The sequence below is a fragment of the Cohnella sp. CFH 77786 genome (assembly GCF_019400745.1).
Lineage (GTDB): Bacteria > Bacillota > Bacilli > Paenibacillales > Paenibacillaceae > Cohnella.
Map to the genome: position 1 here is coordinate 21,418 of NZ_WJIB01000005.1, position 13,228 is coordinate 34,645.

General features: G+C 55.7%; 9 protein-coding genes and 1 pseudogene. 7 read left to right on the forward strand and 3 right to left on the reverse strand.

Annotated elements, in window-relative coordinates; all coding sequences use genetic code 11:
* The first annotated feature begins 430 nt into the window (after positions 1 to 430).
* Entirely contained in the window at positions 431 to 1,246 is an 816-nt protein-coding gene (locus tag GE107_RS09255; protein ID WP_219639414.1) for a hypothetical protein, read from the forward strand.
* 934 nt (positions 1,247 to 2,180) lie between these two features.
* Here the strand turns inward: GE107_RS09255 and GE107_RS09260 are convergent.
* Positions 2,181 to 2,804: pseudogene (locus tag GE107_RS09260) on the reverse strand (IS1595 family transposase); the annotation flags it as partial.
* Between the two features lie 88 nt (positions 2,805 to 2,892).
* On the opposite strand from GE107_RS09260, the gene GE107_RS09265 reads away from it, so the two are divergent.
* Positions 2,893 to 3,657: an SDR family NAD(P)-dependent oxidoreductase gene (locus tag GE107_RS09265; RefSeq protein WP_219639416.1), complete on the forward strand. Its 765-nt coding sequence runs from the start codon at positions 2,893 to 2,895 to the stop codon at positions 3,655 to 3,657.
* Between the two features lie 21 nt (positions 3,658 to 3,678).
* On the opposite strand, the gene GE107_RS09270 is transcribed toward GE107_RS09265, so the two are convergent.
* Positions 3,679 to 4,359 (reverse strand): DUF6022 family protein, encoded by a 681-nt coding sequence (locus tag GE107_RS09270; protein WP_219639417.1) that lies wholly within the window; start codon positions 4,357 to 4,359, stop codon positions 3,679 to 3,681.
* 107 nt (positions 4,360 to 4,466) lie between these two features.
* On the opposite strand from GE107_RS09270, the gene GE107_RS09275 reads away from it, so the two are divergent.
* From GE107_RS09275 to GE107_RS09290, 4 genes are all read left to right on the forward strand, one after another.
* Positions 4,467 to 5,180: a TetR/AcrR family transcriptional regulator C-terminal domain-containing protein gene (locus tag GE107_RS09275; protein ID WP_219639418.1), complete on the forward strand. Its 714-nt coding sequence runs from the start codon at positions 4,467 to 4,469 to the stop codon at positions 5,178 to 5,180.
* A gap of 109 nt (positions 5,181 to 5,289) precedes the next feature.
* Complete coding sequence (locus tag GE107_RS09280) at positions 5,290 to 9,207, forward strand: 5'-nucleotidase C-terminal domain-containing protein (protein WP_219639419.1); 3,918 nt, start codon at positions 5,290 to 5,292, stop codon at positions 9,205 to 9,207.
* A 143-nt stretch (positions 9,208 to 9,350) separates the two neighbouring features.
* Positions 9,351 to 10,247, forward strand: a complete 897-nt coding sequence (locus tag GE107_RS09285; RefSeq protein ID WP_219639420.1) for an ATP-dependent DNA ligase — start codon at positions 9,351 to 9,353, stop codon at positions 10,245 to 10,247.
* A 130-nt stretch (positions 10,248 to 10,377) separates the two neighbouring features.
* Positions 10,378 to 10,998, forward strand: coding sequence for a TVP38/TMEM64 family protein (locus tag GE107_RS09290; RefSeq protein ID WP_219639421.1), 621 nt, complete (start codon positions 10,378 to 10,380; stop codon positions 10,996 to 10,998).
* Positions 10,999 to 11,089: 91 nt separating this feature from the next.
* On the opposite strand, the gene GE107_RS09295 is transcribed toward GE107_RS09290, so the two are convergent.
* Positions 11,090 to 12,001: a DNA-3-methyladenine glycosylase family protein gene (locus GE107_RS09295; protein WP_219639785.1), complete on the reverse strand. Its 912-nt coding sequence runs from the start codon at positions 11,999 to 12,001 to the stop codon at positions 11,090 to 11,092.
* 244 nt (positions 12,002 to 12,245) lie between these two features.
* Between GE107_RS09295 and GE107_RS09300 the strand changes: the two genes are divergently transcribed.
* Positions 12,246 to 13,214: an aldo/keto reductase gene (locus GE107_RS09300; RefSeq protein ID WP_219639422.1), complete on the forward strand. Its 969-nt coding sequence runs from the start codon at positions 12,246 to 12,248 to the stop codon at positions 13,212 to 13,214.
* Positions 13,215 to 13,228: the final 14 nt, after the last annotated feature.

The following is a 13,228-nucleotide window of genomic DNA, read 5'->3' on the forward strand; positions in this document are numbered from 1 at the left end:
TCCAATACGCTGCCCATTGATTCCGAGATAGTATATTCGCACTATCAGGACTTCGAATTTTTTTACCAAACTCCTCCATTTGAACCATGAAAAAAAGCCGCTCAGTAGAGCGACATCGAGAACTGCGTGTCAGCAAACTATTTTGCTCAGTAACACTGGTCAGACCATGCGGGTAACACCAAACTGTAGATTAAAGAATCAAATTTCAAACTACAAATTTTGTTAAAAGTTTGTTAAACGACATATTACGACATAGATCGCTATATACTTTTCCAACAATTGGGTGGTATACTCCTGTCAAGCAAGAATTCACTTTTTTGAATTTAACTTGACAAACTATTACGGTGTTGATCTCCCTGGATAACAGAAAGAACCATTACCAGTTAACTTTGGCGGGTCGGCTGGTAATGGTTCCGGTAGCCTAACCTCTTTGCAACTGCAAAGAAGTAGTCTATTTCATATTTTATCGCAAATGTATGCTCTTGTAAATTATGTTGATAAGCTGGCCAGCTATCATATAAAATTAATGGAAGGGAATGCGACTATGAATACGAACAAATCGAACTCACCTCGGTTCAACAAAAGAAGAAGACGTGTCGTTAGTCGTGCAATTATCTCCTCGGTTTCAGCATTATTGCTTCTTTTCAGTAGTCTATCTTCAGCTGGAGCAGCTTCTGAAAAGAAATCTCCTTCTGTGACTTACGCACCTGAGTCACCGACCACAATCAATGGTGTGCCTGAAACCAGCGATAGTGGGGGCAGGATTACTCCCATGCTCAACTATAAGGTTTCAACCACCTATAACGCGAGCACAGGCTATCCAGTTCAATATTTCAAGCTCATTGCAACAGCCACACATGATAATAGGAATTCTGCGGGATTATTTAAATTAGGTCTCAAAATAGAACAATCTACATCACAAGGATCTGAATTCTCCGGTAATATTGAATTTTCCGGAGAGGTTAAAGTTGCAATATTTGCCGGAATCCAAAGTAAGGTCGGCTATTCAGTAAAAGAAACAAGATCTTATAACGAGGCAGTAGGTTGGAATGGCACTATGGATTGTCCTGCATATAAGTATTGCACATTTGATGCATTTTATGAAGGTGTTGCATCAGGCGGAACAGTTGTTGAGAAATGGTACTCTGACTCGCTTGGTGGATATTATACTAATAGTTACCCCGTTAATGTAAAAGTTCATCCCACTGCTCTTAAAATAAATAGCAGATCTACTACTTCGCCGTAAACCTTTAAAGTGATTAAAAGGGCAGTTAAAGATCTTCTTTAATTGCCCTTTAATACAAGGAGAATGTATGAAGAGAAATTTTCTGTTTCTAGTATTATTAGCATTGTTAAGTTCATGTTCTACTAAGGAAGTTCAAAAGGAGAACACTGAACCGCTGTCGTATACAGCTTTTATTGAAAAAGTGCTGAAAGTAAAGAGCAGCTTCGAAAGTTCTCAATATAAATTAATATCTGAGGAAATCCTTTCAAATATAACAACCTCATTTCCGTCGAATTTAATTGATAATTCAAGAAGCTCCGATACCCTATCTAATGAGGATCAAAGCCCTCAAAGATACGAGTGGTATTACAAACAAACATCCGGGGAACTACTAATTAAAGTGAATTTTATCTACGCACCAGAAAACATTACCAGCAAATTCATGTCAATTAGCACAATCTCTCCAGAGGATAATTTCAATATCTTGGAAAAGGAAATCAAGAGACCTTATTTAAGGACTTACATAATTAATTTAAAAGGAAGTATCCTCATTATTGAATTTCTTTCGTCGCAGAACAAGAATAACAGTTTTTTCAATGATTCAGGTTTGTTTTATCAAGAATTTGAAAAACTACTCATTAATTTTTAGGGAAATCCCCGCACTTGCGGGGTCATTTCATTTTGTCGCCTCCTTCAGTAACGCATGACAATATTGGTCCCAGTGAATCTTACTACACCAAGCACAACACCTTTTCTAACGCTCACTTCTTTTACCGCTTCTTGAGCAAGTGAAGTTGCGCGATATGTCTGTTCAAAGCGATAATGGGATCGAAACTCATTTCTATGGCTCACCCTTTGTTGCTTGATGACCATATTATATGCGAACGTTAGTTCTGGATATGCACTTACCTCAGGGTTGAGAGGGTACGGGCCAGTCAAAGCGCAAGCGTTGCGGCTTATAAGAAGAGTGGCCGTCGGAGACGATTGTGCTGCCAGGTTCAACAAGCTTATGGGCGACGCGCTTGATCTCTTCGATCGATACGCTCTCGATGACCTGAACTCGAAGATATTGTGGACGATTCTTCTTGTCCTTGGAAAGAGCGATGACCGCTTTGGCTTTGTCGGTTCCACGTCCGTCCTTGCCCTTGCGCGGCGCTCCAAAGTAGGCATCGCCCATGTCCACTGTGCCTGAGAGTTTGTACTGATCGTCGCGATCGGCCATTGCAGCGCGAATCTTTCGCATCAAGCGCTGAGCCGTACGGTAGTTGAGGTCCAGGATTTGCGACAGGGACAGCACCGACTTTCCGCGCTTGTCGTGTGCAACCAAATAGAACGCCCAAAACCAAGTGGTCAGTGGCAGTTTCGTTTTGTGAAGTAGAGTGCCCGCCGTCACAGAAGTCTGATAGTGGCAAGCTTGGCATTCGTATAGCTGTCGGGTCTGAATGTAGTAGTAAGCATCGTGCTTACACTTTGCGCAAACGAAGCCGTCCTTCCAGCGCTTATGCGCCAGATAATCGGCACACTGTTCCTCGGTGGCAAATTCCTTTTGAAATTGAAGACCGCCATGTTGTGGAGTCAAATGTAGGTAATATTGTGTCGTTTGGGAGCCGGTCCGGTTCGATTTACGAAAGGGACTAATCGGAGTAACAAGAGGGGAGAAGGGGGACATGCTAGCCATCGATTTGTCGGGCAGAACCGCGCTTGTCACGGGGGCGGCCGGCCAGCTCGGCCGCGTCATGATCCGCACGCTCGCGCGGGCGGGGGCGGATGTCGTCATCCATTATCAGAGCAGCGGGAAGAAAGCTGCGGAGCTTCTGGAAGAAGTGAGGGGCATGGGGCGCCGCGGCATGATCGTGCAAGCCGACGTCACGAACCGGGAGTCGGTCGCGGAGATGAAGCGCAAGACGGCGGAACAGCTCGGACACGTCGACATCGTGGTGGCGAACGCGGTGATCCAGTATCAATGGACTTCGGTGCTCGAGCAGCCGCCGCAAGACTACGAGAGCCAATTCGAGTCATGCGTCATGCAAAATGTGTACTTGGCTCAGATTTTCGTGCCGGACATGATCGGCAAGAAATACGGGCGGATGATCGGCATCAATACCGAATGCTCGATGCAGAACTTCAAGACGCAGTCGGCATACGTGGCCGGCAAACGAGGGATGGACGGCGTCTACCGCGTGCTGGCCAAGGAAGTCGGAGAGCATGGCATCACCGTCAACCAAGTGGCCCCGGGCTGGACGATCAGCGACCGGGACCGCGAGAACAACGCCGAACGCAGCGAAGCGTACGAGCGCTCGGTGCCGTTGGGTCGGCGAGGAACCGATCAGGAGATCGCGAACGTGGTTGCGTTCCTGGCCTCGGACCTCGCGAGCTTCATCACGGGCGCATACGTGCCGGTCAACGGCGGCAACGTGATGCCGGCGATATAAGCAAGCTCGCAACGACCGTCGTTATGCCGGCATCGGACGTTTGAAGAAAGCGACGACGTCGTTGCCTCTCGGCACGACGGAGACGAGCTCCCAGCCGTACCGGCCCCAATCGGCCAAGACCTGGTCCAGCGTCCAGCTGTATCTTTGTCCGTCATCTGCGGGATGCAAGGCATCCGCGATCGCGATGTCGGACGCGTATTCCCAACGGATCCCTGCGGCTTTCGGATCGTCCGGGCCGGGGAGCCGTTCTTCCGGGAGGTCCCATCTGACGCGGGTTGCGGCGCGGGACAGCGCCTCCAGGATGGCGTCCCTGTCCACGGCCTCCATGGGCAGGAGGCGGGGCGCACGGGGCAAGCGGAACGATTTATGGGAATGGTAGACCTGCAAAATCATCGTCCCGAGCGGGGTTCCGTCCCCGTGACGGACGACGTACCACGCGCAGCGTTCCCTTTCCTCCGGGGGGCCCCAGGATTCCACCGAGTTGGCTCGATTGAAGCCGCCTTTGACGAGATAACCTTCCGCGGTCAGATGTTCGATCACGGGGGTCATGAAGTGATGGATCCACACGCCGTAGGCGCGGTCTCCGAATTTCTCGAACATCTCCGCGAGTTCATCTTTCTTGTCTTCAAGGACGGTTCTCCACGAAGCGTTTAGAATGGGGTCGACCGAACGGACGAGGGATGCGATAAGGGATGGGGTCATCGTAAGCACTCCTTTTGCTGTTTTCAATTTAACAACGATAAATTATAATTGAACAGTGTTAGAATAATGCAGGAATGCGCACGTGTCAACCATAAAGGAGGGAAAACATGGCAAGAAGACGCATTCGCCCCCCCGCGGCCGAGACGGATACGTCAGCTTCGGAGGCGCTTCATACGCCGCTCGACCGTTCGAGGATCATGAACGCGGTCATCCATTTGCTGCAAACCGAGGGGCTGGACGCCTTAAGCATGCGCAAAATCGCCGATGCCCTAGGCGTGAAGGCGGCGGCCCTCTATTACCACATCAAGGACAAAGACCAGCTGCTGCGCGAGTTGGCGGAACGGATCGGCTCGGAGGCGGCGTTTCCGGATTCGGATCTTCCGTGGCAGGAGCAGATCCGGCAATGGGCGATGAACTTCCGGACGACGCTCCATCGGTACCGGGACTCGGTGCGGATCATGAACGCCACGTTCGCCGCGAGCCCCCATCGGATGGCGCATATCGAATACCTGTACAAGGTGCTCGTGGAAGCCGGCTTTCCGGACGCGCAAGTTCCTTGGATGGCGGCCATGCTCAAAAATCAGATTTACGCGTTCGTGGACGAGGAGAGCCGTCTGACCGACCGTGCGCAGCGGGAGAACGCGGACATGGCCGGACTCGGAGAAGCTCAAGCCCATCGGTTCGAGTCGCTCCCCCCGGACCGATATCCGCATGTAACCAGGCTGGCCTCCTACGCGACCTCCGTCGAATGGGACCGGGAGTTCCGGTTCGGATTGGACGTCTTGTTGGCCGGTTTCGAATCGAAATGGAAACAAGAGTGATATCTGAAGGTATTTTGATAGAATTGTTGAATATCTTACAAAAAGTAGAGGGCTATCTAACAATAGTCCTCTATTCTATTTAATGAATCGAAGAATGGGGAGGTAAATCATGCTGAAGAGGCTTCGAAAACGTTTTTTGAGACTCGGATTGGCCGCACTGGTTCTCGCATCCGTCATGCCCGCTTTCCAGCAAGCCGCCTATGCCGAAAGCACGGTCCTTACGGTTGGCCAAGCGATCGCGAACAACAGCGGAACGGCGACCGTCGAAGGCTTTGTCGTCGCGCATACGACGGGAACCAACGCGTATGATTTCAACGCACCGTTCGCCAACGACTTCAACCTGGCGTTGGCCGACAGTCCGACCGAACGCTCGGCAGCCCATTTGCTGCCCGTGCAAATTCCGGCTTCATTCCGCCCCCAATTCGGGCTGCTGAGCAATCCGTCCTTGATCGGTTCGAAAATCCGGGTTACCGGGACGCTGAAAGCCTACTTCTCGGTTCCCGGACTGCAGAGCCCGACCGCGATCGAGAAAGTTTCTTCCGGCGACCCGAACCCGCCCGAGCAAGTTTCCATTGCGCAAGCCAAAGGACGCCTCGGCCAAACCGTGATCCTTCAAGGCGTCGTGACGGCGGACAATTCGGCCGTCGGAGGCGGCAAGCTGTCCACGTACGTTCAGGACGCAACGGGCGGCATCAATCTCTTCGATCCGGCTCCTCTTGATTTGAAGGAAGGAGATTGGGTCCAAGTTACGGGCGTGATCGCGGATTACAGAGGCCTCGCCGAGATCATGCCGGTTCCTGGCGGCGTGACCGTTCTCCAATCCGGGCAGCCGCTCCCCGCTCCGCTCCCCGCCACGATCGCGGCGCTGAACGATCCGGCTCAGGCGGAACCGCTCGAAGGCAGGCTGGTGAAGCTGACCGGCTTCATCCAAAGCGTACCTTCCTCCCCGGCCGGAGGCGGATTTAACGTTTCGCTGATCGATGCGGATTTCAAAGGCATTACGCTGCGCGTGATGGAAGGCTCCATGGATATCAGCCAGCTGCAGCCAGGCAAATGGTACGAGATCACCGGCATCGCAAGCCAGTACAACAGCTACCAGGTGTTCCCTCGCAAAGCGGCCGACTTGGTCCTGCTGGAACCGCAGCCGCCAGCTCCCGCCGCTGCCGGCGAGTATTCCTCTATCGTGGAGAGCGTCGTGGACGGGGATACGATCCATTTGAAAACGCCTGTGCTCGGCACGGATAAGGTGCGGTTCGTCAACATCGATACGCCGGAAACCTACCATACGCCGAAGAACGAGTTGGATCAGAATCAGCTCGATCACGGGCTGGCCGCCAAGGCCTATATCCATACGCTGCTGAAAGCAGGCGACGAGGTCACGCTCAAAGTCGGCCAAGAGGCCACCGACGATTACGGCAGGCTGCTCGCCCAAGTTATCCGCAAATCCGACGGCCTGAACGTGAACCTGGAAATGGTGAAGCAAGGGATGGCGGTTTCCTACTTCATCTGGCCGATCGGCGACGATTACGAAGTTTACTCGCAAGCCGTGAAGCAAGCGTACGACGCCAAAATCGGCATCTGGAACGAATCGAATCCGCTGCTGGAGCTGCCCTTCGTCTTCCGCGCGCGGGAGCAAGGCAAAGGCCTGACCCGGTACGTCGGCAATTATTTCACGAAGAAATATGTATCTCCCGAACAATGGGCAGCCGTCCCGGTGGAAGCGCGCGTGTTTTTCGCATCCCCCGCGGAAGCGGAAGCGAACGGATACCTCCCGCAAGGCGCAACGCAGGAGAACGTCAAGGTCCAGCTGCTCGGCATGAACGACCTTCACGGGAAGATCGACGTAACGGCCACGGTAAATGGCGTGAAGTACGGCCGCGCCGAATACTGGGCGGCTTATCTGCGCCAGCGGGAAGCGGCCAATCCGAACACGCTGATCATGCACTCCGGCGATATGGTAGGGGGAAGCTCTCCGGTTTCGGCGCTGCTTCAAGACGAACCGACGGTGGATATCCTGAACGCGCTCGGATTCGATGTCGGAACGCTCGGCAACCACGAATTCGACGAAGGCGTGGACGAAATGCTGCGCCTGATCAAGGGCGGCGACCATCCGAACGGAACGCCGAATTACATGGGAATGAATTTCCCGGTCATCGCCGCGAACGTGGAGTACAAAGACACGGGCGCAACGGTTCTGGATCCGTATGCGATCAAGGAAATCGGAGGCGTCAAAATCGGATTCATCGGCGTCGTGACGACGGATACCCCGAGCATCGTCATGCCGTCGGGGATCGCGAACGTCCGATTTACCGACGAAGCCGACGCGGTCAACCAATACGTGCCCGAGCTGAAAGCACAGGGCGTGGAGGCGATCGTCGTTCTGGCTCACGTCCCCGGCAATCAGGACGGGACGACGGCGACGGGCGAAATCGCGGACCTCGCGAACCGCGTGGACGATGCGGTTGACGTCATCTACGCCGCGCACAATCACGTGAAGCTGAACGCCGTCGTGGACCATAAGCTGATCGTGCAGGCGTGGGAGTATGGAGACGCCATCGTAGACGTCGATCTGGAGATCGACCCCGCGACTCATGATATCGTGAAGAAATCCGCCGAAATCGTCGACGTCGCGCAATCGGGGATCGCGCCGGATGCGGAAGTCGCGGCCATTATGAAGAAGTATGAGGATATGGTCGCTCCCAAAGTGAACGCTGTCGTCGGAACGAACGAAATCGCCCTCATCAAAGGTTATCCGACGAAAGGCGTTCTCGGCGACAATGCGCTGGGCAACCTGATCGCGGACGGCATGAGGTTCGCGATGAACAGCGACTTCGCGCTGATGAACGGCGGCGGCGTCAGGGACAATCTGGACGCCGGCCCGATCACGTGGGGCGAGCTGTTCAACATTCAACCGTTCGCGAATACTTTGGTGAAGGTCGACGTGACGGGAGCGCAGTTCGTCGACATTTTGAACGCCATGATCAGCCCGCAATACGGTCCGGACTCGTTCGTCGCCGGTGCTCGCTATACGTGGGACACGGCGACGAACAAAGTCGTAAGCTTGAGGCTTGCCAGCGGTCAGCCGGTGGATCCGAACGCCACTTATTCGCTCGTCGTCAATAACTTCATGTATAACCAGACCAACGCCAAGTATAAGCTGATCGCGCAATACGGCAAGAACGTGGTGCAAGGTCCGGAAGACGTCGCGGCGACCGTCGATTTCGTGAAAAGCTTTGCCGCGCCGATCCATTATGAGGCGGAAGGCAGAATCAGCACGGATCTCGCCGCTCCCGTAACCGAAGCGGCAGTGGACGGCGTCAGCGGCGAAGGCGAGTATAACGCCCAAGACGTGAAAGTGACGCTGACGGCTACGGACGGAACGGGGATCGGCGTCGCAGCTTCGCAATTCCGGATCGGAGGCGGAGAATGGCAACCGGCGATCGGCGGAACGTTTACGATCACGGCGGAAGGCCGCAATGTCGTCGAATACCGCTCCATCGATCAAGCCGGCAACGCGGAAACGGCGAAATCGCTGGTGATCCTGATCGACAAGACCGGTCCTTCGATCCAAAATCCGGGCGAGAGGAAGGTTTACCCGTTTGAGGACGTATCGATTCCGCTGGCCGCATCGGACAGCCTCAGCGGCGTTGACCGGGTTACGGTTACCCTGGATGGCGCTCCAACGGCAAATCCGCTCCGGATCGCACCCTATGCACTGGCCTTCGGCAGCCATGAAGTGAAGGTAACCGCAGTAGACCGCGCGGGCAACAAGAGCACGCTTGCCTTTACGGTCGTCGTGGCGATGGACGTCGCTCATCTGGATGATCTCGTACGGGCAGGGGCGGAAGACGGCAAAATCACAAGCAATGGCGTCATGAACAGCCTTCTGGCGAAGGTCGAATCGGAGTCGTTCCGCGCGTTGGCGAACGAAGTGAAGGCGCAGTCCGGCAAAAAAATCGACAAGACGTTCGCGGAACTGCTTCTGAAGGCCATCGAACAAATCATGAAGACAGAGAAAGCGGCATAAGCCTTATCTTCGGCAAGCAGCCCGGTCATCCCGGGCTGCTTGCTTGTTCCGGCCGAATCTTCGGGCAATGAAAATAATGGAACCCGGAAGGATATCCTAGTACGCAGATCGAACACCCGATGCGAGGAGGAATCCGTTCCGAGATGCGACCGTTCAAGCCGATGTCCCCGATCCGGGCGGACCGGCTGCCCGAAGGCCCCGAGTGGAGCTACCAGCTCAAATGGGACGGGTACCGTCTCGTTGCCAGCCTGGACCAGGGCACGGTCCGGCTGTATACGAAGAACATGCTGCCGGCGAACGAGATGTTTCCGGAAATCGCGGCAGCTTGCTCTAGTCTGCCCGGCTCCCTGCTGCTCGACGGCGAGGCCGTCGTGATGGATCCTGAGACGGGCAGGCCGAGCTTTCAGCGCATGCAGCAGCGCAACAAATCGCGCAATGCGGAGGCGATCCTGCGGATGTCGAAGAACCTGCCGGTCCAGTATATCGTGTTCGACATCCTGCGGATCGGCGAAGAGAACCTGAGGCCGATTCCTTACGAAGAGCGCGATCGCAGGCTGCGCGAGCTGGCCGCCGATTGGCAAGCTCCGCTGTTCACGACGGACCGTTTCGCGGACGGTGCCGGTCTCTGGAGTTGGGTAGAACGGCACGGCTGGGAAGGCGTCGTCTGCAAGCGGCTTTCCTCGGCTTACCGGGAAGGCAAGGAGCATCGGGATTGGTACAAACGGAAGCTGGCGCCCGAATTCGACGTCGACATCGTAGGCATTCTTTGGAGAGAGGGGCGCGTGGCGAGCCTCGTCATGCGGGAGAATGGCGTATACTTCGGGCGCGTGTCGCTCGGGCTGAGCGGCGCGCTGAAGGAGAAGCTTCGGCCCATGGGCTCGGACGATCCGGCCCATTGCCTGCTGCCGCGCGCGCCGGCCGTCGCGAGGGGAGAACATGTACGCTGGCTCCGGCAACCGTTCGGCGCTCGAGTGACCGGGACCGAAATTACGGACGAAGGGATACTCCGCCATCCGAAAATCGTCTCGCTTCACCTATAAGTCCGGGAATGTCATCGGTTCGCATGCGCGGCCGATTTTTTTTCGGAAAATAGACTGAATTTCAGGATATTTTAATGCGATTCGTGTATTGTTAAGTTAATTGCACAGTTTTTCCAGGGAGAGGAACTCTATGGATTGGTTTAACGTATGGGTGGACAGGGCGGTGGAAGTGACGGGCCTGACCGGTACGACGATACTCGCCGTGACCTTTCCCTTGGCGGTGATTCAAGGCTTTCTCGGACTTTTTCCTTTCTCTACGCTTATCCTCGTGCACATCACGGCGCTCGGCGTGATCGATGGCCTCATTGCCAGTTGGGCGGCGGGCGCGTTGTCTGCCATCGTCGTATACCTGGTCTGCAAATTCCTGTTCGCCGAGCGGTTCCGGCGCAAGTGGGGGCATCGGCTCGAGCGGTACGAGAAATGGCAGACGTCCTTCGACCGGTACGGCATTTGGGCCATCATTCTGCTGCGGACGCTTCCGATCATGCCGAACAACCTCATTTCGTTCATGTCCTCGGTTTCTCCCATCCGGGCGTCTTCCTACGTTTGGTCATCGGTCATCGGGAACCTGTCGCACATTTGGCTCTTCGGGATCATCAGCTCGAAGCTTGTGTTTCCGGGCATGGATATCAGCCTGCTGATCGGTACTTACGCGGTGTTCTGTCTCGTGCTGCTGGCTGCCTTCGCGGCGTTCCGGTACCGGGAGCTTCGTTACGGAAGGCACGATAAGGGGGATCCGACGGCACTGTGAAACCGTGATTCCGGCAAAATCCGAAAAGAGGGAGCGTGCGGGAGTGAGCTGGGATTGCCGGCCTGTCAACACAGGCTTTGCATCCGGGCACCTAGTAGAGCACCTTCCACAAATAGAAAGTCGCATACGACTCCCAGCCGCTCCAGGAGGAGGACAATCGCTTGATTTCCGCGATCGTCGGCTTCCGGTCCGTTCCGAGCAATCGCTGGATGGCGAGGTGCAGCCCGACGTCGGCGATCGGGAAGGCAGATGGGTACCGCAGGCAGCGCATCGCGACGTAATGGGCGGTCCAGGGGCCGATGCCGCGGACGGCGGTCAGTATCCGCTCCGCCTCCGCGACGTTGCCGGCTTCCAGCAGCCGATCCTTCGTCAAGCTGCCGTTCGCGATGAGCGCGGCCGTTTCGATCAGATACTCCGCCTTCTTGACGGTCATTTGCAAGGGCGTGAGGTCCTCCGTCCGCAGGCCGGCAATCCGTTCGGCCGTCGGGAAGATCCAATGCCGGGCGCCGTCCGCGTCCGCCGCATGCTGACCGAACGACTCGACGAGTCGCCTCTTGAGCGTGTACGCGAAAGTCAAGTTGATTTGCTGACCGAGGATCGCCCAGCCGATCGCTTCGAACAGATCCGGGACGCCGACCAGCCGGAGACCGGAATAACGTTCGGCGGGGTCGCGGAGCAACGGGTCGCGGGAAGCCATATCATAAAAAGGAGACAAGTCCGTATCGAGGTCGAACCATTCGGCGATATACCGGACGAGCGGACCCCGAACGGCCGGCAGCCGGGACGAGTCAACGCCGTCGATGCGAATGCGAAGCCTTCCGTCTTCTTCGGAACCGATCGTCACGATCGGTTTTTCCTTTTCGACGGGAATGCAGCGGGTGACGGAGCCGCCGGCGGTCCGGAACAGGCATTCGTTGGAGGAACGGGACAGGTATCCGTGGATTTGGTCGAAGCTGAAGTGTCTGGGGGTATCAAGCAGCAGATCATCATGATCGCGATCCATTCGGACAGGCATCGGGAACTCTCCTTGGGTGCGTTTCGGTGAATGGCGGAAATTCTTTACTCTGTTGTAACACAAAAGCAGGCCCGAACGCTTTCGAAATCTTGCGCTCCCATTCGGCGACGGAAGATTGGCCTCGCGGGTGCCCGCGTTTTGGAAAATACGATCCGTTGCGGTAAAATGAGGACGTTAACGTCGGCGCCAGCCGCCGATCACATTCGCATGACGCGGAATGGAGGAATCATGGATGCATTACCGGACGCTTGGCAAAACCGGACTCCAAGTTTCGGAAATCGGCTACGGTGCCTGGGGAATCGGGAAATCGATGTGGATCGGGGCGTCGGACGACGAGTCGATCGCGGCGCTTAACCGTTCCATCGACCTTGGCCTGAACTTCATCGATACCGCACTGGGTTACGGCGACGGACATAGCGAGAGATTGATCGGAGAGGTTGTCCGCTCGCGGTCCGAGACGGTGTACGTCGCCACCAAGATTCCGCCCAAAAACATGCAGTGGCCCGCGCCGACCGGCATTCCGGCGGACGACGCTTTTCCGGCCGAGCACGTGATCGCGTGCACGGAACGGAGCCTGAGCCATCTCGGCCTCGATACGATCGACGTGCAGCAGTTCCATGTCTGGTCCGACGAGTGGGTCGGCCAGGGCAGTTGGCTGGAGGGCATCCGGAAGCTGAAGGAACAGGGCAAAATCCGGCATTTCGGCGTATCGATCAACGACTACCAACCGGCCAACGCGCTCAAGCTGATCGAGACGGGACTCGTGGACACGGTTCAGGTCATCTACAACATTTTCGACCAAAGTCCCGAGGACGAGCTGCTTCCTGCTTGCGCCAAGCATAACGTCGGGGTGATCGTCCGCGTGGCGCTCGACGAAGGCGGACTGACCGGACGCATCACGCCGGAGAGCACGTTCGAGGAAGGGGATTTCCGCAACCGTTATTTCGCCGGGGACCGGAAACGGCAAGTGTACGAGCGGGTTCAGAAGATCGTGTCCGATCTGGGGATCGGAATTGAGGACATGCCGGAGACGGCGCTTCGGTACGTGCTCAGCCATCCGGCTGTATCCACCGTCATTCCGGGCATGCGCACGGTTCGCCACGCGGAAAGCAACATGAGGGTGGGCGACGGGAAGGGATTGCCGCAGAACCAGGCGGAGAAGCTGAAAGCCCATCGCTGGGTCCGCGACTTCTATCGTTGAGGCTTGCGTCGAAG